Origin of the sequence: Flavobacterium rakeshii (genome assembly GCF_009741375.1) — a bacterium.
Taxonomy (GTDB): domain Bacteria; phylum Bacteroidota; class Bacteroidia; order Flavobacteriales; family Flavobacteriaceae; genus Flavobacterium; species Flavobacterium rakeshii.
This window is the reverse complement of the sequence record NZ_WOWP01000062.1, coordinates 193,058-213,476: the sequence shown is the minus strand read 5'-3', so window position 1 is coordinate 213,476 and position 20,419 is coordinate 193,058. Positions and strand designations below refer to the sequence as shown.

Genomic DNA, 20,419 nt, shown 5'->3' with positions numbered 1-20,419 from the left:
CGGAAATTTTAGAAAAATACAGCCAGTCGGCCAAAGTCAAACAAATTAGCGAAAGCCTGCTGCAACGTGAAAACAAACTGCATGTAAAAGGACTTGTGGGTTCGTCCCTGTCATTTGTTACGGCTCCATTATTCAGGCTTACCCAGCTTCCGTTCCTTCTTATACTTAAAGACAAGGAAGAGGCAGCCTATTACCTTAACGATTTAGAACAGCTTATAGGGACAGATGATGTGTTGTTTTACCCGGGCTCTTACCGCAGGCCCTACCAGATAGAGGAAACCGATAACGCCAATGTACTGCTGAGAGCTGAGGTGCTTAACCGAATCAATTCGCGTAAAAAACCGGCAGTTATCATTTCGTATCCCGAAGCGCTTTTTGAAAAGGTAGTTACCCGCAAGGATTTGGACAAAAACACCCTTAAAGTAGCGGTGAACGATCAGGTATCTATCGATTTTATAAATGAGGTATTGTTTGAGTATGAGTTCCGCCGTGTGGATTTTGTAACCGAACCCGGAGAGTTCTCCGTTCGTGGTGGTATTGTAGACGTGTTCTCGTTCTCTAACGATAACCCTTACCGTATAGAATTCTTCGGTAATGAGGTAGACAGCATCCGTACCTTTGATGTGGAAACACAGTTGTCGCTCGAAAAGCAGAAAAAAATCACGGTTATCCCTAACATGGAAAACAAGTTTATGCAGGAGAGCCGCGAAAGCTTTTTAGACTACATAAACGAAAAAACCGTACTCTTTATACAAAATACTGAAGGACTTTTAAGCCAGCTGGACAACCTGTTCAACAAGGCGGGCGATGCCTTCGAAAAACTAAGTAAGGATATTAAGCACGCTTCACCCGAAGAGCTTTTCCTTAACCAGCAGTCGTTCATAAAAAAGGCTTTAGATTTTACTATTGCCGAAATGGGCTCCAAGCCAATATTTAAAACCCAAAAGACCTTTGAGTTTTACATACAGCCGCAGCCATCGTTTAACAAACAGTTTGACCTGCTGCTTAACAATCTTAACGACAATCATACTAACGGATATAAAAACTACCTGTTTTGCGCGAGCGAATCGCAGGCCAAGCGTTTTCACGATATTTTTGAAAGCCTTGACGAAGCAAATCATGAAGACATCCGTAAACAATATAAAACCGTTGTATTCCCTATTTACGAAGGGTTTATAGACGAAGAAAATCAACTGGTTTGTTATACCGATCACCAGATATTTGAGCGTTACCATAAGTTTAATATCAAAAACGGGTATTCCAAAAAACAAACCATTACGCTTAAAGAGCTTAACTCATTATCGGTAGGTGATTATGTTACCCATATTGACCACGGTATTGGTAAATTTGGCGGACTACAAAAAATACAGGTAGAGGGCAAAACACAGGAAGCCATAAAACTGGTATATGCCGATAACGATATTGTATATGTAAGCATACACTCGTTACACAAAATATCTAAGTACAACGGAAAAGACGGTACACCTCCCAAAATTTACAAACTGGGATCGAGTGCATGGAAAACCCTTAAACAGAAAACCAAAGCCAGGGTTAAGCATATTGCCTTTAACCTTATACAACTGTATGCCAAGCGAAGGCTGGAAAAAGGTTTCCAGTATGCACCCGACAGTTACTTGCAGGCCGAACTGGAATCGTCTTTCATTTATGAAGACACCCCGGATCAGATTACGGCTACCCGTGATGTAAAAGCCGATATGGAAAGCGAGCGCCCAATGGACCGCCTGGTATGTGGTGATGTAGGCTTTGGTAAAACTGAGGTTGCCATACGTGCTGCTTTTAAAGCTGTAGATAATGGTAAGCAGGTTGCCATACTGGTACCTACTACCATACTGGCTTTCCAGCATTATAAAACATTCCGCGAACGTTTAAAGGACATGCCTGTTTCCATAGGTTATGTGAACCGTTTCCGTACGGCAAAACAAAAAAGCGAAACGCTTAAAGACCTTGCCGATGGTAAACTGGACATTATTATAGGTACGCATCAGCTTACTAATAAAAGTGTGGTGTTTAAAAACCTTGGACTTTTAATAGTAGACGAGGAACAGAAGTTTGGTGTAAACGTAAAAGACAAACTTAAAACCATTGCCCAAAACGTAGATACCCTTACCCTAACAGCTACCCCTATCCCAAGAACGCTTCAGTTCTCACTGATGGCCGCAAGGGATTTATCAGTAATTACTACGCCTCCGCCTAACCGTTACCCTATAGAAACGCAGGTGGTAGGCTTTAATGAAGAAATTATACGCGATGCCATTTCGTATGAAATACAACGTGGCGGACAGGTATACTTTATAAACAACCGCATTGAGAATATTAAAGAGGTTGCCGGAATGATACAGCGCCTTGTACCGGGAGCCAAAGTAGGCGTGGGTCACGGCCAGATGGAAGGTAAAAAGCTGGAAGAGCTTATGCTTGCCTTTATGGATGGCGATTTTGATGTACTGGTAGCCACTACCATTATTGAGAGCGGACTTGACGTACCTAATGCCAATACCATTTTTATAAACAATGCGAATAACTTCGGGCTTAGTGACCTGCACCAAATGCGCGGGCGTGTAGGCCGAAGCAATAAAAAAGCCTTTTGTTACTTTATAACGCCACCATATTCGGCAATGACCGAAGATGCCCGTAAGCGTATACAGGCTTTAGAGCAGTTTAGTGATTTAGGCAGTGGGTTTAACATTGCCATGAAAGACCTTGAGATCAGAGGTGCGGGTGACTTACTGGGTGGTGAACAAAGCGGGTTTATAAACGAGATAGGTTTTGAAACCTACCAGAAAATTATGAATGAAGCCATAGAGGAACTTAAAGAAAATGAGTTTAAGGACCTGTATGAAGAAGTAGAAGGCACTACCGAAAAAGAATATGTAAAAGACATACAGATTGATACCGACTTCGAACTGCTGTTCCCAGACGAGTATGTAAACAACATAACCGAAAGGCTTAACCTGTATAACGAACTGGGTAATATTAAGAACGAAGAAGAACTGGTAGCTTTTGAGCAAAAGTTAACAGATCGTTTCGGGGCATTGCCAAAACAGGCTGAAGCACTGCTTACCAGTATGCGTATTAAATGGGTCGCTACAAAAATGGGTATTGAAAAACTGGTACTTAAACAAGGTAAAATGCTGGGCTATTTCGTGTCAGACCAACAATCAGCCTTTTACCAGTCGGGCAACTTCCATAAGGTACTTCAGTTTGTACAAAAAAACCCAACGCTTATCCGTATGAAGGAAAAACAAACCAAAAACGGACTGCGATTACTTATTACTTTTGATAATGTAAAATCAGTGAAGAAAGCCAAAGAGCTTCTTGATATGGTTTTTGAATAAAATAAAAAAGCACTGATTGTATCAGTGCTTTTTTATTACTCTATAGTATTCCACCATTGTTCTTTAACGGGTTCCCCTATAATATTTACTTTTTCGCCAATCATTGGTGTTAGTAACGGCAGGTTCTTTTCTGCTGCTGCTTCGGTTACCGTTTTTATAGATTCGTCCCAGGCATGCAGTGCCAGTGAAAATTTTGACCAGTGTACCGGCATCAGCCTTTCGGTCTTTAAGTCGGTTGCAGCCTGCGCCACCTGCTCGGGCATCATATGTATATATTTCCAGTACTCGTTGTATTGCCCGCATTCCAGTATAGCTAAATCAAACGGACCGTACTTATCACCTATCTCTTTAAAGAAATAATCGTACCCCGAATCTCCTCCTAAAAACAGTTTCATGCTTGGTGTTTTAAACACAAACGATACCCATAGTGCCTTATTCCTGCTAAAACCTCTACCAGAAAAGTGTCTTGCCGGAGTGACATCTACCGAGAATCCGTCACCTAAATCCACATGCTCACCCCAATCCTTTTCTTCAATAATAGCTGTATCATACCCCCAGTACTCAAGGTGCTGTGCCGTACCTAATCCCGTCACCACTTTTTTCACTTTAGTTTTAAGTTTTAAAACGGTTTCATAGTCCAGGTGATCCCAGTGGTCATGGCTTATAAAAAGTACATCTATTTCCGGTAAGTCCTCTACTGTGTAGGCATCACTCCCCGGATATGCTTTGTTTGTAAAACTAACCGGCGATACACTTCCGCTAAATACAGGGTCTACCAATATGGTTTTACCGTCTGCTTGCATAAAATAGGACGAATGCCCAAACCACACCAGTACATTTTCCTCAGGGTCTAAATGTAGCAAGTCTTCCTTTTTAGTAGGAATACTGTCCTTAGGCTTGTTACGTTTGTTTTTCCCAAAGAAAAACTCCTTAAATACGGTATAATAGCTGGTGCCTTCAGCCAAATCGGGCGTATGGCTAAGGTTTTGAAATTTGCCGTCCCTGTAATTAGGCGACTGTTTAATTCTTTCCAACCTTGCCCCTTCGGGTTGCTTACCAAACTGAGGCTGTTGCATAAAAATAGCTATTGCTACTACCAGCAACGCTATGACAATTAGTATTGACATAAATATTCTTTTAATTATTTTTTTTACTCTTTTCATTATATTGATTGACTACTCACTCTAATTTGTACTCAAATTTTTTTTCACGATAACATACCCCAAAGCATATCCAGGCTGTCCTGTATTACCTGCTGCTGTTTTGTTTTACTGAAATTGTTTTTGATAAGGTAGGTATACAGCCCGAAAATATGACTCCCCATAATGGTGTAAATAAAGTCTACATCACGTGCTTTTATTACTCCGGCATCAATAGCCTCCTGTATCTGGTCGCAACTCTTTTTAAGTGATTTCTTTACATCTTCCGGCGACAGTAATGCTGCAAACGGCGAATTGGTAAACAACTGGGCATAATAAAACTCATCCCTGTTTTCCATAGACCATTCTACTACTGCTTTAAACTGACCTTTAAAATAAGCCTTAGCATCAGTATCAGGCTTAACCTGCTCATCTATGTATGCGCCCATTTTCGACTTTATATACAGATAAAGCGAAACAATAAGGTCTTCCTTGGTTTTATAATAATGGAACAGGGTACCATTTGCCACACCGGCCTCTTTAGCTATTTTGCTGGTAGGGGTTGCATGGAACCCGTTTTGCACAAAAAGCCTTAAAGCTGTAATTAATATGATTTCCTGTTTATCCATTTTTTTATCTTGACCGACTAATCACTCTACAAAAGTATATCTAATTTTTCAATAAAACAATAAACCCCTTCTAAAAAAGAAAGGGTTTATTGAAAGTAATATTTTGCAATAATCGTTTTACTCTGATTAGCTTAGGTTCTTTAGGTCTTTTATAACCTTAAAGGCAACATCTACCTCCTGCTCGCTTACCAGTATGGTAAACTCATAAGAAGTTGAAATAACCTCGTTGATAATAATACCCTCCCACGCCAGTCTCTGGAAAATGTAGTAATAAACCCCCGGAGTGGAAATGTTATCCTTTGGAAGTTTTACCGTAATAGAGGCCAGGTTATCGGTACGTTCAATTTGTTTTTCGTCGACAAATAGTTTCTCAACGATGTGATTAATGGATGAACTTACCACGATATTGGTTTCGTTTACACCTCTTGAAGAGGTATAGAAAACCTCAGGGAACGAATTGATATTTGATATCAAATCAGCCTGTTTGTTTAAAATCGTGTCGGAAATAGCAAAAGTGTAATCAGTTAGTGATGACCTTACCGTGATCTCGCCAATAGATCGCAGTACTTTTACAATTTTGTGATTCACCCTGAAATCAAGGTCTTCAGAAAGTCGTTTAAGGGACATTACAACGGCTCCCTGTTTTACATCTTTCCCTATCTCCTGTTCAAGTTCCGGCATCATGGTCCTTGCAAGGGAGGTAAGGTTAATGATCCCTTGTGACAAAGCACTTAATAAAAAGGGCTTGGTCTTAATGTAGTGTTCCACTACAGAAGAAATAGTTTTCATAGCTTAAATGGTTGTTACGTAAAGTCTTTTCCCGTAACAAATATAAAAAATAAAAATAATTGTTAAATATTTAACAACTAAAAATAAAAAAAAGCGTCAACTATATGTTCTATAACAAAATCGCCTTTTTTGTTATAAATCGATACAATGTCAAAACGTATCTCTACATCAAGGTCGTTCACCGTAACATATTCATCTACAGCCTTTACAAGTAATTTTATCTTTTTTGGAGTTACAAAATCCTGAGGAAGTCCAAAATCGAGGCTCGATCTGGTCTTTACTTCCACTACAGCAAGTGTATCCTCTTTTTTGGCAATAATATCAATTTCGGCTTTTTGATACACCCAGTTGGTTTCCAGTATATCATAGCCGTTTTTGCGTAAAAAATCGACAGCAAGCTCTTCCCCCTGTTTACCAAGGTCGTTATGCTCGGCCATTATTGAAATACCACTTTAGTGCCTTTGGCAGTTACCTCAAGGGTAATTTCCTTGCCCATAACAAGTGCCCTGTTGTCTTTCATATGTCCGGCAGGGAAATTAAAACAGATAGGAATATCGTAGTCTTTGGTAATATCCTTAATAATCTCTAAAGCATCATGACCCCATGGAATGTCGTTATCATTCATTTTGGTCATCCCCCCTATAATAATACCTTTTACGTTTTTAAAATAACCGTTACGTTTCAGGTTCATCATCATTCGGTCAATGTGGTACAGGTATTCATCAAGATCTTCAATAAAAAGAATCTTACCTTTATAATCCACTTCCGATTCAGACCCTACAATACTATACAACACCGAAAGGTTACCCCCTACAAGCTCACCGGTTGCTTTGCCTGCTTTATTGAAAGAATGTGGTTCGATATTATATTCCAGCTTTTCACCAAACAAAGCCCTGCGAAGAGTTTCCTTAGCCTCACTGGTAGCATGTAAAGTGCTTACACACATAATACCGTGTATAGTGGCTATATCCATGTTATTGATATGGCTGTGCAGTACGGTAGCATCACTAAACCCTATAATCCATTTAGGGTGTTTTTTAAAATTATCAAACTTTACCCTGTCTATCATTCTCACGGTACCGTAGCCTCCTTTGGCACACCACACGGCTTTTATGGAAGGATCATCTATCATCTCCTGAAAATCGGTAGCACGCTGCCAGTCGGCCCCTGCTAACTGATTGTTTTCCTTACCTATGGTTTTTCCCAGCACCACGTTAAGCCCCCAGCTTTTAAGCAAATCTATGGCAGGCTGCAGGTGCTGTGCTTCAATTTTACGGGCAGTGGCAACAATAGCCACAGTATCTCCTTTAGTAAGATATGGCGGAATTTTCATAAGGTTTTGTGCTTGTATTTGGGATGTGAACTGTATTACTGTTAAAACTAAAACGGCTTTTAAAATCGTGATTCTCCTTTGCATTCGTTTATTTTTTCAGTTAAACAAACTTAACGAAAAATATGGACTAAGCACGATCTCAATTCTTAACAATTATACAAAATTAAGCAGAGTGGTATTACTATAATAAGGTAGAATAAATAACGCTAATTATTTGTACTTTTGCGTTTCAATTTAAATTTTCGAGATGTTACAAGATCCAAAAAGATATACTGTTACGGCAGCATTGCCTTATACCAATGGTCCTATACACATAGGCCACCTGGCGGGTGTTTATGTTCCTTCTGATATTTATTCGCGTTTCCTGAGGTTACAGGGTAAAGACGTGGCTTTTATATGCGGAAGTGATGAGCATGGTGTAGCCATATCTATGAAAGCGAAAAAAGAAGGCATTACCCCACAACAGGTAATTGATAAATACAACAGTATTATCAAACAGTCTTTTGAAGATTTTGGAATCTCTTTTGACAACTATTCGCGTACCTCGGCAAAAGTACACCATGAAACAGCCAGCGAGTTTTTCAAAAAGCTGTATAATGACGGTAAGTTTATCGAAGAAGTGACCGAACAGCTTTATGATGAAGAAGCACACCAGTTCCTTGCCGATCGTTTTGTAACGGGTACCTGCCCTAAATGTGGTAACGAGGAGGCTTATGGTGACCAGTGTGAAAAATGTGGTTCATCACTTAACGCTACCGATCTTATTAACCCGAAATCGACCATAACAGGCTCTAAACCGGTTTTAAAGGAAACCAAACACTGGTTCCTTCCGCTGGATCAGTATGATGCTTTTTTAAGAGAATGGATACTGGAAGGTCATAAAAATGACTGGAAACCTAATGTATTCGGTCAAGTAAAATCATGGTTGGATGACGGACTGAAACCACGTGCAGTAACCCGTGATCTTGACTGGGGTATCCCTGTACCTGTAGAAGGTGCCGAAGGTAAAGTACTTTACGTTTGGTTTGACGCACCTATTGGTTACATCTCCTCTACAAAAGAGTGGGCTCAGCGTGAAGGCAAAGACTGGGAGCCTTACTGGAAAAGCAACGATACTAAGCTGGTACACTTTATAGGAAAGGATAATATTGTTTTCCACTGTGTGATTTTCCCTGCTATGCTTAAAGCCGAAGGATCGTACATACTGCCTGACAACGTTCCGGCAAACGAGTTCCTTAACCTTGAAGGCAACAAACTGTCTACTTCTAAAAACTGGGCAGTATGGTTACACGAGTACCTTGAAGATTTCCCAGGCAAACAGGATGTATTGCGCTATGCACTTACATCAAACGCTCCTGAGACAAAAGACAACGACTTTACCTGGAAAGATTTCCAGGCAAGAAACAATAACGAACTGGTTGCTATTTTTGGTAACTTTATTAACCGTGTGGTTGTACTTACCAACAAGTATTACAACGGTATTATACCTGCTCCAAACGAGTTTAGCGATGTAGACGAAGCCACACTTACCGAAATGCGTGCCTACCCTGCAGTTATAGCTAGCTCAATAGAGCGTTACCGTTTTAGAGAAGCCCTTGGTGAACTAATGAACCTGGCCCGCCTTGGTAACAAATACCTGGCCGATGAGGAGCCTTGGAAAATGGTTAAGGAAAATCCGGAAAGGGTAAAAACACAAATGTATGTGGCACTGCAAATCGCCGCAGCCCTATCGGTACTTTCTGAGCCATTCCTGCCATTTACAGCAGCTAAGCTTAAAGACATCCTTAAGTTGGATGATGTTCCTCATTCTGTACAAAGTATGGGAATAGTTGATGAAACTTTAAGCTTTAATGATGCCGAAAGATCGTCTCACAAACTTTCATGGAATGATATTGCCGTTAAGCACGAGCTTATCCCTGCCAACCACCAAATAGGACAGGCAGAGCTGCTATTTGCTAAAATTGAAGACGAAGAAATACAAAAACAGGTAGATAAGCTTGAGGCTACAAAAACAGCCAACAATGCTGCTAATAAAAAAGCCGAGCCTCAAAAAGAAACCATCGCGTTTGAAGATTTTGCCAAAATGGACATCCGCACGGGTACTATTCTTGAAGCCGAAAAAATGCCGAAAGCCAATAAGCTTTTAGTATTAAAGGTAGATACTGGTATTGATGTACGTACTATTGTTTCGGGTATTGCAGAAAGCTTTAAACCGGAAGACATTATTGGTAAACGTGTTAGTGTACTTGTTAACCTTGCTCCTCGTGCCCTTAGAGGTGTGGAAAGTCAGGGTATGATACTAATGACTGAAAATGCCGAAGGTAAACTGGTTTTCATTAATCCGGATGCCGATGGCGTAAACAATGGCGAAATGATTAGTTAATCTAAACCAAAAAACTATAACACCCTGTCATTTTGAGCGCAACGAAGTGGAGCAGAAGAATCTCTAAATGGACTCCTCCATCCGTCGGAATGACAACAAAATAAAAAAAGGCTCCCAATTGGGAGCCTTTTTTTTATGATTAGTCTAATTCCTTAATCAGTTCATCTTTACTCTTTCTGGCTTTTTTCATGGTAAGTAACCAGTCTTTTTCCTCATCACGATACCCTAAAGGCAGTAACAGCACACTCTTAAAGCCCTGCTTATCCAGTCCCAAAAGTTCATCTAACGCCGCAGGGTTAAAACCTTCAATAGGAGTAGCATCTACCTTTTCGGTAGCTGCCGCTGCAATGGCAAAACTAAAAGCGATATATGCCTGGTGTGCCGCATGGTTGTAGTTAACCTCAGCCGGACGATTTACATACGACTTGATTAAAAACTGACGGTACTCATCCCATTTTTCGCTAAAACCACGCACGGCATACATACTCTTAAAGGTTTCTGTAATGCGTTCTTCAGTATAATTATCCCATGCTGCAAATATCAAAAGGTGCGAGCAATCCCTTATTACAGTTTGATTGTTAGCCACAGGCATAATCTTGTTTTTAAGCTCCTCGCCCTTTACCACAAGCACTTCAAAAGGCTGTAATCCGCTTGAAGTTGGCGCCAACCTTACCGCTTCTAAAATTCTATTTATTTTGTCGTCTGCTATTTTTTCGCCATTCATGGCTTTGGTAGCATATCTCCAGTTTAAATGTTCTAAAAATTCCATATATATTGTTTTTGCGAGTGCAGGGCTCTTTTTTACAACCGTAAAACACAAACACCTGTCTTCTCATTTTCCCTGCAAAAATACAACGATATATAGGAATGTACCATAAAGTTAGCTTTATTTAACCAACCGACTGATTATTACGGCAAAACCACAACAAACAAAACCTTAAAAGCAAAATAAATTGGTTAACTTTATATAGGCAGATTATTTTAAATCAAACCGTTATGAGCAATAATACCAAAAGATTCCTGACCTTTATCGCACTGCTTTGCATTATCTTCGTTTTGGCAGACATCTTTTTATGGGTTAATGTAGCCAACACCTATGAAACCGAACCCGAAATGTGTTCGGCTTACATGAGGTATTATCCTGACACTATCAGAAACACTCAGGGGCTTGTACTATTCCCAATGATATTGCTTATTTTTGCTTCACTCTATTTTATTCGTTCGGCCAGAACCAATTTTGCTAAAATAGTTGGGGCGACCTTTGCGGTGCTGCTGGCCATTTTTTTACTCTGGAAAATGTTCTCTTTTTATTAATGTTACCTATAGCTTACCACCCTATTTACAAACACCCGTTACCGGAAGGTCACCGCTTTCCTATGATAAAGTATGAATTGCTGCCACAACAGCTTTTGCATGAAGGTACGGCTGTACAAAGTGATTTCTATTCGCCTTCCCTTCCCGATATACAGCATGTACTTGCCGTACATAAAAAGGAATATGTAGATGAACTGGTTAACCTTACACTCGACCCGCGTGCGGTTAGAAAGATAGGTTTCCCGCTTTCGACAGAACTGGTGGAAAGGGAACTGCGCATTGCCGAAGGTACCATTTGGGGTTGCCACAGGGCTATGGAACATGGCATTGCTTTTAATATTGCAGGAGGTACACACCATGCTTACAGCGACAGGGGTGAGGCTTTTTGTTTGCTTAACGATCAGGCGATAGGGGCACAATACCTCATCAATAACAAACTGGCAAAAAAAGTACTGATAGTAGACCTGGATGTGCATCAGGGTAACGGTACTGCCGAAATATTTGAAGGCAACAACGATATTTTTACCTTCTCCATGCATGGTAAAAGCAACTATCCGTTTAAGAAGGAAACGTCTGATCTTGATATTGCCCTTCCGGATAATACCAATGACAGTGAATACCTCACCATACTGGAAGAAACACTCCCTAATCTAATTGAAACCGAAAAACCCGATTTTATTTTTTACCTAAGCGGTGTAGATATACTGGCATCGGATAAGTTAGGAAAATTAGGATGCACCATTGACGGATGCAGGCAACGAGATGAATATGTACTCTCACTGTGCCACAAACTGAATATACCCGTGCAATGCAGTATGGGTGGCGGTTACAGTCCTGATATTAAAATTATTATTGAAGCACATGCCAATACCTACAGAACGGCAAGGCATATATATGTATAAAAAAAGCGGGGCAATTGCCCCGCTTTCTCTTTCATAGCTATTTCTCCCTCAGCCCCTGGCGCAATATTTCTTTTATGCCTTCAATATGATCGGTAAATTCCATTACCTGCGAAAGCATCTGCGCCATCTCGTTCTTGTCTCCAAAGCCTTTCAGCTTGTTATTTTTCACGAAGGTCTCCTTAATGGAAGTCCATCGCTCTTTATCTTCTTCGTTCAGCATACCTGTCATTTCCTTAAACTTTAACAGGTTTGCCTCTGCTGCACTGGTAAGCGTTTGTGTTTCGTTTTGATAATGCGATAAGAGTAAGGTATCTATCTCGGCATCATTCATAACAGGTACAATTTTACCCACCAGTTTATTCATATCACGGTACGATCCCTGCAGCCTGAAAGGCGGTTCGGTACGGTAGGCGTCTTCCATCGCTGCCGATGCTATATAGGCTGCATTAGCCTTAAGCACCACCCTTCGTACTTTAACCACTTTATCCAGTAGTGAGATATAAGTCTCAATATCCTGCTTGGTATGGTTCCCTTTTAGCTCCAACCCGTCGCGCTGACCGCTTTGGGCCATGGTGATAAGCGGATACAGATCGTCCATATTTTTTGATGCCAGTTGTGCCAGTACCGGGTTTGAGGTAAGCGCATTTTCAATAAGACTCAGCTCAAACAGTTGGGCAGTGTTGCCAATTACATCACCCAGGTTATAAATATCGGCACGGTTAGCAAGCATATCCGGTATACGGAACTTCTCTCCTGTTTCGGTATACGGGTTACCCGCCATTACCACACAGAATTTTTTAGACTTCATGTCATACGTTTTAGGCTGTCCGTTATACACACCTTCAATCTTACGGGTACCATCGGCAAGCGAAATGAACTTTTGCAGGAACTCCGGACTGCAATGCTGAATATCATCCAGATACAGCATCACGTTATTACCCATCTCCAAAGCTAAGTTCAGTTTTTTAAGCTCTTCCCTTGCTGCGGCATTATTTGCCGACGAAGGGTCTACCGAGGTTACCTCATGACCTATAGCAGGTCCGTTTATTTTCATAAACACCAGTCCAAGTCTGTTTGCCAGGTATTCCATAAGGGTTGTTTTACCATACCCCGGTGGCGATACCAACAATAACATCCCCGAACGATCAGTACGGCGGTTCTCGCCTGCACTACCCAACTGCTTGGCGAGGTTATCACCAAATAGCGGCAGGTACACCTGATCGATAAGTTTGTTACGCACAAACGAGGTCAATACCTTTGGCATAAACTCATTAAGCCTCAAATCGGTTTTAAGCTGCTGGGTAAGCCTGTGTCGCTCTGCCCTAAAAGCCTCAAACGCCGGAACATCTACAGTAAAATGCCTTTCCATAAGTTCGGTAAAACGATGGTAATGGAATTTGTAAACCCCATCGGTTATCGAATTATGAGAACCTGCAAGCCCTGTAATATCCTCATCGGGCTCAATGCTTACCTTTTTCTCAGCAAGTTCATGCCTGTATAACAGCAGTGCTGCTACCTCACTAATGTATTCGTTACTGTCCTGCTGTCCTGTTTGACTCAGGAATGACGACACCCATTGGGTTGCCAGCTGTATGGCGGCTTCGGTATCGGGGGCATTTTCAAGATTATGTCGAAAAGCCACAGCGGCACCCTTGTTTTCCAGCATTTTTATAAAACTATCGGCCAGTTGCGAAGCTTTATGGCTTATACTGAAGGCATCATCATTTTTAAGTTCCTCAAACAGGTAACCGGCAATGGTATATGCATCTGTACTGCCGGCTTTGTTTAAGGTTCCCTTAGCCAGGAATTTTTCTGTTTCCTGCGTAAGTTCTTCAACTATATAATCAAACTCAGTACTGTTTGGGAAGATACTTAAAACCCCTCCCGCAGCTTTTATTTTACTGTTTAGCTTATTGCGTTGCTCTTCCGGCAAACTGTACCAAAAGAATTGCGCATAGGCCCTAACCACCGGACTGTAACGTAATAGTCCCAGTGTATGGTGCTTGGTTACCAGTACCTTTAAAAGCTTAGTAGCATCAGCATCATGAACTCCTTTTACATAGCCTTCGGTATAGTTTTTAGAGGTTTCATCACTAACCAGTTTTGCCAGTTGCTCATCGGTAAAGTCGTTTAACTCTTCAGGATTATAATTTCTGAATATCTTATACGCCAGGTAAGCACCCCTGTAAATATTATCGTTCTCTGAAACCAGTTCCTGATCCCAGTATTTTTGTGACGAAAGCAAACTCTCACTTTTCAGTTCCTGATAGAAATCAGTTCCTGTTAGGTGGTAATTCAGCCTTCCGTCCCTGTACACTATGGTAAGGTCCAGCGGTTGTTTGTTTACCGCAAACCTGTGGTTACCGAAACGGATAATATTATCTCCGTCCTCATACAGTTCCTGCCTGTCTTTAAGCTTACGAAGGGCATCTTCACGAGCCGACTTCAGTTCAGTTTCAATCGCTTCGGCTTTACCGGTATCTTCCAGTTCCACCAGTTGTTTTACCAAATCACGAAGCTTGGCAATCATCAGGTCGGAAGCAAAGTAGCCGTTTATATCCTCAACCGAATTAAATGTAAGCGCCTTTGCTGCCACATTTTTAAGAATACGCTGCGAAGCGTTCTCAATTGCAACAGCCTTTTTGTTTCGGGCTTCGGTAAGTCCGTTCTTTTTTGCTTCAAAAGCAGCATAAACTTCTTCCCTTTTTTCGATTATCGATTCGGTAAACTCCTCATAATCGGCAAAACGTGCTTCCAAATCCTCCAGCTGAACCGATATCTTATTAAGCAGTTCCTCTGTTTTCTCCGGAGTATCTGCCCTGTCCAGTGCATTAACAATACTCTGGTCAATCAGTTTAATCTGGGCAGCAAAATCGGCCTTCGCCTCTTTACCTCCCAAAGAGGATATTTTGTTCTTTATCTCTGCCTTTAACCTGTTAAGGGTGGCAAAAATCAGGGATATGGTATTAATGATTTGGGTAGACTGAGAAGTGTCTTCAATTTTAAGATTTGACACTATATCTATCAGCATTTCCAAATCGGCAGTAATGCTGTTTACCTCATCTTCCAGCTTACGCGCTTCGATAACCGTAGCGATGCCTTCCAGTTCTCCCTGTCTTTCCTCTACACGCTTATGGTAAGGTACAAGCGCTTTCTCGTCCATTAGGAACTGTACACAGTTTTGCGAAATCACCTCGGTTTGCTCCACTATTTCCTCTTCCAGCTTATTGATAAAGTCGGCATCGGTATAGCGCACTTCCCTCAGGCTGATTACCTCCCCGCGAAGGGTGCGCAACCCGGCAAGATCTTCCACAAAAACATCTATGTCGTCAAGCGGCGAACTCTTTATTTTTTCAAATAACGTTTGGGCTTTCTGCTTCAGCTCATCTGTAAGCTTTTGAGCATTTTGCCTTAACTGGACTACCTTTTCAAACTCGTCTATCGCTGCGTTTGCCGTATTGCGTATCTCGGTAAGCGGCAGGTTGAGTTCAAAAGTCTCTTTTGACGTAATCCAGTAATAGGTATCCAGAATGTTTCGTGAAAGCCTAGTAAGGTCGGCATACAACCCGTCATAATCATCATCCTTATTAAGCAGGGTAATAATAGACTGGCTGTCGGCCATGGCCTTAACGATATCCTTATTGCCTATTTTGTAAATGTAACTGTCCTTGTGCTGAGAAGGCATAATATCTCCCTTAACAAAAGGCGTTTGCCAAATTTGTATAAGGTGGTTTTTGGTTTGCTCTTCCGAAGCCTTAAAGTAGCACAGCTCCCCGTTTTCCAACAGTGTAAAACCGTTACAGATTATAGGGGTATTTACCTGTTGTGTAATAAGGTTATAGGACATTAATACATACTGCCCATATTTTTCCTCATAAAACACATACAGGAAATCTTCTCCGTTTGGCGAGGCTATCCTTTCCTGAAACAGCAGGTTTTCCAAACTGTTTTCAAAAATTTTATACTCACCTGTTTGCAGGTAATATCCGTTAGAGAAAATGACACCATGCTCATCGGGCAAAAGTATTGCCGATGTAGCTAGGCTGTCTACCTTTCTAACCTCCTGCAGTTTATGATTATAGATAAAAAACCTGGCCTCCTCCTGAAACGGCTTAATCTGTAAGGTGACAAGGTTACCCAAATCGGCAAACTTGTAGATTCCGTCGTCTAATGTTTGGTCAGGATGAATAACTTCTTCGTCATAAATCCCTTTACCCGTAGCAGTATTATCTTCAATTTTTATGGTTAGCGTTCCGCCCACAGTTTCTACAAACATCCTGTCCAGTATGGACACGTGCGGATGCTTGCCGTACCTATGCATATCGCGGGTGGTTTCCTGCCAGTTAAAATCATGCTGCCTTGGAAAACGATATTCATGATCGCTCCTGTTATCCTGGTAGACCAGGCTATTGTCTTTAATTAGCCATTTAAAAGTTTTTACATCACTTATCCTGTCACTTATCTGGAAAACCATGTGCAGGTAGTTTCCTGTTATAAAGAACTTACGGAACTCAGTATCCCTGTAGTATTTGTACAGGTTAAAAAAATCTGTAAGGAACGTTTCGTCTGCAATAAGGTCAAGCCCCTGCTTAACGAATTCCCCTTCCTGATAAGAATAGATACTGAATACGTCTTCGGTCTTAATATCAGTGCGCAGCCCAAAGTGCACATTGTAGCCAAAAATACATTTATCTCCTATGGTTACTATATCACTGGGGATACAGCTGTTATCGGTAATAATTCTGTTATTGGCTATAAGTTTAGTTTCTATGCTGCCAAAAACCTCTTTTCGTGCCTCATTAAGTTTGTGCAGCCTGCCCAAAAGGTCGTTTTTTTGGGTTTCAAGACGGCTGCGTATAATTTCATATGTACCGCCTTCCAGTGTACTCATGGTTGGTTTAGTTTTAATAAGTTAAGTACTGCGCCGGGGCGCAATGTCTTTGAAAAAGAAGGGTTAATCCCCGCACAGTGGCAAGCTGTGCGGGAAAAAAATATAAAAAATCAAATAAAACTTATCCTAGTTTTTTGTTAGACAGGCCAAGGTTTTTAGCCATATCCATAAGGTTTGAGAACAAGCCCTGCTCACCATCGTCGTTACTGCGTTTTTGCAGTTCCATTAATAATCCGGCTACTGTAAGGTTCTTAATATCTTCAGATGTGATTCCGTATTTATCTGCAAAACCTTTTATTCTCTCTAAAAGATTCTCACCGCCTTCGGCTCCTTCACCCAATACCGCATCTTTAATATCGGTAATGTTTTCAGAGTGGTTTACCAGCCTGTCAAATCCTTTAGCCTTAGTGATTTGTCCAACAATTTGCTCGAAGAACATAGTCTCACCACCCACAATATCGATTTTAGCAGCTTTAAGCGCTTCACCAATCACATTAGCCTGTGCATCGGCAATATCTTTCTGGATGTTTATATGAGCCAGGTCTACCTGAAGTTCTTTGTTTAGGCGTAGTTTGAACTCTTCGTGCTCTTTACCTACACCGTCAAGTTTCTTCATCGCTTCTGCTTTCTCTTCAATACCGCTAGCTTCTGCAAGAGCTTTCTCTTTAATTACATCGGCCTCAGCAACACCAAGTTGTTTTTCAGCTTCTGCTTTCGCTTTAATACCGGCAGCTTCTGCAAGGGCTTTTTTCTCGATAATAACCGCTTCAACAATACCCTGTCTTTCACTAGCCTCAGCTTTTGCATGCATTACCTGAGCTTCAGATAATCCTAAAGTAGCATCTTCCTTAGCTTTAGCATCTGCAAGTATTTTTCTTGCTTCAGCCTCTTTCTCGCTGGCAGCCATTTTAGCAGCAGCTTCGATATTGATCTCTTCAGCTTTTTGTTTAGCAGCCTCTTTCTCTGCCTCAGCAGCTTTAAGACGTTTAATGTACATCTCTTCACTTTCTTTCTCTGCAAGAGTAACAGCCACTTTTTTCTTTCTGTCTGCCTCTTTGAAAGCTTCGATATCCTTCATATTTTCCTGCTCTTGAATCACACCTTTTTCAAGTACAACCCTGTCACGGATAACATTTTGTATGTTTTTACGCTCTACCTCAACAGCTTTATCTTTCTCAATTTGAGCCAGTGTAACGATACGCTCTCTTTCGGTTTGCTCCAACGCGCGGTCTTTTTCTACCCTTTCGGTTTCTACAGCCGCAGTACGCTCTTTGTTTTTAGCTGCTACAATTACAAGTCTGTCTTTGTTTTCTTCGGCTACCTGAACTTTCTCGGCAGTAGCGATTCTTGCTGTTTCAGACTTAAGTTTTTCTTCTTCGGCTACTTTTGCAATCTCTGCCTCTTCACGGGCTTTGATGTTTGCAATTTCACGTTTTTGCTGTTCTTCCTTCTCTGCCAACTGACGATCAAGCGCAAGGATAGCTTCACGTGCCTCTACGTCCTGCTTACGGATGGTTTTCTCCTCATCCCTTCTGATAAGGTTAGATTTTATGTTTTGAATAGCCGTAAGCTCGGTTATTTTCTTGATACCTTCAGAATCCAGGATGTTATCTGCTTTAAGATGGCTTACCGGGGTTTGCTCAAGGTCATCAATAGCACAGTCGTCAAGTATATACCCGTTAAGATCGGTACCGATGATGGAGATAATCTCTTCACGGAATTCACTTCGTGCCTCATACAGTTCAACAAAATCAAATTTCTTACCTACTGTTTTTAATGCTTCCGAAAACTTAGCATCAAACAGGTTTCTAAGTACATCAATCTCTGATGCTCTTTCACAACCAATGGTTTGTGCCACGTTGATAATATCGGCAGTAGATTTGTTGATTTTGATGAAGAATGTAACTTTAATGTCTGCACGCACGTTATCCTTACAAATAAGTCCGTTTGCCCCTGTACGTTCCACATCCAGTTTTTTAACAGAGATGTCCATGATCTCCATTTTGTGAAGTACCGGAACTACTAACCCGGCATTATAGAACACTTTAGTTCCTCCGGCACCGGTTCTTACCAGCACCTTGCCCTGAATGATCTTTTTGTACATGGATATTATCCATACAAGAACACCGATAACTACTATAGTAATAGCTATCATAATAGCGATTGTAGATAGTTCTAACATTTTAATTTTAATTGGTTATAATAATTGGTTAAAAAATATATTCAATAATGGTTCGTATCACAGTCGTAACGGCTGCAATAAAGTGAAAAATAACTGATAACATGGTTGGTTAGTTTTTAATATTCGAATTTTTCAACGAGGTAAAATTTCCTGTCTTCACTTTCTCCCACTATAACCGCCTGCTGTCCTGCTACTAGTTTTTCTTCAGTATTACTTTTAGCATAAATCTTTATGGGATCTCCGTTAACCGTCAGTTCCACCTGCCCTATCTTATCGTGTGCTATGGTAGATACAACAGTGCATCTCCTCCCTAAAAAATCTATTTCGGGCTCACCCTTATGGTTTATCTGTTTGTATAGGTATCCCAAAGGTTTGCTTAAAAGTTTCACAATAAAAAGGCTCAGTATAAAATTTGGAATAAGCAGCAGTATTCCCAGCCATATACTTTCTATCCCAATGTAATAGGTAACGTTAACCCCTATAAACCACATGGAGAAAAAGATGATGGTTATTATGAACATGAGCGGGAGTTCGTCAAAATTAAAATACTCCAGCATTCTCATAAATCCGCTGCCTTCTGCCGCATTTTCGCTCCCGGTAACATCACTGTTAAAATCAGCATCAATATCTGCCGCGTCAAAATCAACGCTAAGCAAATCAGGATCCAGTCCTGCTATGATAACCAACAGCCAGTACAGTACCATTATGATTGACATAATAGAGAAAAATGCATTGACAGGTGAAAAAGAAATTTCTATTAATTCCTTCATTGTTTTTTATTTACTACTCTTGCAGGCTGTTACCTAAGCCCAGTTGCTCTTTTAACTTTTCAAGCTCACTGGTTGCTTTTGTTTTTTTAACATCAACAGCCCTGTTAATTTCATCGTCTACAGATTTAGATGCATTGGCAATATCACCATAAGCCTCGGCAAGTGCCTCTTCCTGATTCACTTTTTCCTTCATACGCTCCAGCAGTGATATGGTACCGTTGCTATCTATTTTTGCCATTTGCTTGTTCAGGCTCTTAGTAGCATCGGCCACCTTAACCCTTGAACGCAATATTTTAAGTTCGTTTTCCCACTTGCTTATATTATGCTTAATGGTTTGCACATTAGCTTCCATTTGTACCACATTTTGGTCAAACTTCTCCTTGTCGCCTTCGGCTCTTTTCTGGTGACCCAGCGCTTCTTCTTTTTTAACCAGCGCTTCGGTAGCCAGTCTGTCGGCCTCAGTTGCATCCATTTCACCTTTTTGTGCCTTCTTTAAAATAAGCATGGCTTTCTCGGTATAGTCTTCGGCAGTGTTGCCGTATTGTTCCACTTCGTTTTTAGCACGAATGCTCATAGCCTTAACCTGAGCCAGTGCTTCCAGGCTTTTGTCAAGATCATCTTTCATATCCCTAATTCCCTGTTCGGTCATTTTTATAGGATCTTCCATATTGTCAATCGTGTGATGCACTTCGGCCTGCCCGATTTTAAATAGTCTTCTTAGAAATTTCATAGCT

At 41.0% G+C, this 20,419-nt stretch carries 14 protein-coding genes; 4 read left to right on the top strand and 10 right to left on the bottom strand.

The annotated features are described in order from the left end of the window. Positions 1 to 5 precede the first annotated feature (5 nt). Positions 6 to 3,353: a transcription-repair coupling factor gene (gene mfd, locus GN157_RS16785; RefSeq protein ID WP_394350091.1), complete on the top strand. Its 3,348-nt coding sequence runs from the start codon at positions 6 to 8 to the stop codon at positions 3,351 to 3,353. 35 nt (positions 3,354 to 3,388) lie between these two features. On the opposite strand, the gene GN157_RS16780 is transcribed toward mfd, so the two are convergent. The 5 genes from GN157_RS16780 to GN157_RS16760 form a co-directional block, all read right to left on the bottom strand. Then, positions 3,389 to 4,480, bottom strand: a complete 1,092-nt coding sequence (locus tag GN157_RS16780; RefSeq protein WP_197429481.1) for an MBL fold metallo-hydrolase — start codon at positions 4,478 to 4,480, stop codon at positions 3,389 to 3,391. A gap of 80 nt (positions 4,481 to 4,560) precedes the next feature. After that, a complete protein-coding gene (locus GN157_RS16775) occupies positions 4,561 to 5,121 on the bottom strand; it encodes a TetR/AcrR family transcriptional regulator (RefSeq protein WP_157484628.1) in 561 nt (186 codons plus the stop codon). A 126-nt stretch (positions 5,122 to 5,247) separates the two neighbouring features. Next, complete coding sequence (locus GN157_RS16770) at positions 5,248 to 5,910, bottom strand: aspartate kinase (RefSeq protein ID WP_157484627.1); 663 nt, start codon at positions 5,908 to 5,910, stop codon at positions 5,248 to 5,250. Positions 5,911 to 5,987: 77 nt separating this feature from the next. Further along, a complete protein-coding gene (locus GN157_RS16765) occupies positions 5,988 to 6,347 on the bottom strand; it encodes a YraN family protein (RefSeq protein WP_157484626.1) in 360 nt (119 codons plus the stop codon). Next, positions 6,347 to 7,327 (bottom strand): S66 peptidase family protein, encoded by a 981-nt coding sequence (locus tag GN157_RS16760; RefSeq protein ID WP_231749156.1) that lies wholly within the window; start codon positions 7,325 to 7,327, stop codon positions 6,347 to 6,349. Before GN157_RS16760 ends, GN157_RS16765 begins: the two co-directional genes overlap by 1 nt. Positions 7,328 to 7,490: 163 nt before the next feature. Here GN157_RS16760 and metG point away from each other — a divergent pair, with 163 nt between their 5' ends. Beyond that, on the top strand, positions 7,491 to 9,626 hold the full coding sequence (metG, locus tag GN157_RS16755) for a methionine--tRNA ligase (RefSeq protein ID WP_157484625.1): 2,136 nt from the start codon (positions 7,491 to 7,493) through the stop codon (positions 9,624 to 9,626). Between the two features lie 139 nt (positions 9,627 to 9,765). Here metG and GN157_RS16750 read toward each other — a convergent pair whose 3' ends face one another. Further along, entirely contained in the window at positions 9,766 to 10,395 is a 630-nt protein-coding gene (locus tag GN157_RS16750; protein ID WP_157484624.1) for a nitroreductase family protein, read from the bottom strand. A gap of 227 nt (positions 10,396 to 10,622) precedes the next feature. Between GN157_RS16750 and GN157_RS16745 the strand changes: the two genes are divergently transcribed. Together GN157_RS16745 and GN157_RS16740 are read left to right on the top strand one after the other, a co-directional pair. Then, the gene (locus GN157_RS16745) at positions 10,623 to 10,940 is read left to right on the top strand and encodes a hypothetical protein (protein WP_157484623.1); all 318 of its coding nucleotides are present in this window, start codon (positions 10,623 to 10,625) and stop codon (positions 10,938 to 10,940) included. Continuing rightward, on the top strand, positions 10,940 to 11,842 hold the full coding sequence (locus tag GN157_RS16740) for a histone deacetylase family protein (protein ID WP_157484622.1): 903 nt from the start codon (positions 10,940 to 10,942) through the stop codon (positions 11,840 to 11,842). Before GN157_RS16745 ends, GN157_RS16740 begins: the two co-directional genes overlap by 1 nt. A 37-nt stretch (positions 11,843 to 11,879) precedes the next feature. Here the strand turns inward: GN157_RS16740 and GN157_RS16735 are convergent, their stop codons facing one another. From GN157_RS16735 to GN157_RS16720, 4 genes are all read right to left on the bottom strand, one after another. Continuing rightward, entirely contained in the window at positions 11,880 to 16,733 is a 4,854-nt protein-coding gene (locus GN157_RS16735; protein ID WP_157484621.1) for a DNA repair ATPase, read from the bottom strand. Positions 16,734 to 16,854: 121 nt separating this feature from the next. Beyond that, on the bottom strand, positions 16,855 to 18,888 hold the full coding sequence (locus tag GN157_RS16730; protein WP_231749159.1) for a flotillin family protein: 2,034 nt from the start codon (positions 18,886 to 18,888) through the stop codon (positions 16,855 to 16,857). Between the two features lie 143 nt (positions 18,889 to 19,031). After that, a complete protein-coding gene (locus GN157_RS16725; RefSeq protein WP_157484619.1) occupies positions 19,032 to 19,685 on the bottom strand; it encodes an OB-fold-containig protein in 654 nt (217 codons plus the stop codon). A 13-nt stretch (positions 19,686 to 19,698) separates the two neighbouring features. Beyond that, on the bottom strand, positions 19,699 to 20,415 hold the full coding sequence (locus GN157_RS16720) for a PspA/IM30 family protein (RefSeq protein ID WP_157484618.1): 717 nt from the start codon (positions 20,413 to 20,415) through the stop codon (positions 19,699 to 19,701). Positions 20,416 to 20,419 lie beyond the last annotated feature (4 nt).

Excerpts from the sequence above, each read along its gene's own strand:
- GN157_RS16750 (WP_157484624.1), bottom strand. The coding sequence starts at position 10,395 with ATGGAATTTTTAGAACATTTAAACTGGAGATATGCTACCAAAGCCATG.
- GN157_RS16720 (WP_157484618.1), bottom strand. The coding sequence starts at position 20,415 with ATGAAATTTCTAAGAAGACTATTTAAAATCGGGCAGGCCGAAGTGCAT.
- GN157_RS16775 (WP_157484628.1), bottom strand. The coding sequence starts at position 5,121 with ATGGATAAACAGGAAATCATATTAATTACAGCTTTAAGGCTTTTTGTG.
- GN157_RS16760 (WP_231749156.1), bottom strand. The coding sequence starts at position 7,327 with ATGCAAAGGAGAATCACGATTTTAAAAGCCGTTTTAGTTTTAACAGTA.
- GN157_RS16725 (WP_157484619.1), bottom strand. The coding sequence starts at position 19,685 with ATGAAGGAATTAATAGAAATTTCTTTTTCACCTGTCAATGCATTTTTC.
- GN157_RS16770 (WP_157484627.1), bottom strand. The coding sequence starts at position 5,910 with ATGAAAACTATTTCTTCTGTAGTGGAACACTACATTAAGACCAAGCCC.
- GN157_RS16765 (WP_157484626.1), bottom strand. The coding sequence starts at position 6,347 with ATGGCCGAGCATAACGACCTTGGTAAACAGGGGGAAGAGCTTGCTGTC.
- metG (WP_157484625.1), top strand. The coding sequence starts at position 7,491 with ATGTTACAAGATCCAAAAAGATATACTGTTACGGCAGCATTGCCTTAT.
- GN157_RS16740 (WP_157484622.1), top strand. The coding sequence starts at position 10,940 with ATGTTACCTATAGCTTACCACCCTATTTACAAACACCCGTTACCGGAA.
- GN157_RS16730 (WP_231749159.1), bottom strand. The coding sequence starts at position 18,888 with ATGATAGCTATTACTATAGTAGTTATCGGTGTTCTTGTATGGATAATA.
- GN157_RS16745 (WP_157484623.1), top strand. The coding sequence starts at position 10,623 with ATGAGCAATAATACCAAAAGATTCCTGACCTTTATCGCACTGCTTTGC.
- GN157_RS16735 (WP_157484621.1), bottom strand. The coding sequence starts at position 16,733 with ATGAGTACACTGGAAGGCGGTACATATGAAATTATACGCAGCCGTCTT.
- GN157_RS16780 (WP_197429481.1), bottom strand. The coding sequence starts at position 4,480 with ATGTCAATACTAATTGTCATAGCGTTGCTGGTAGTAGCAATAGCTATT.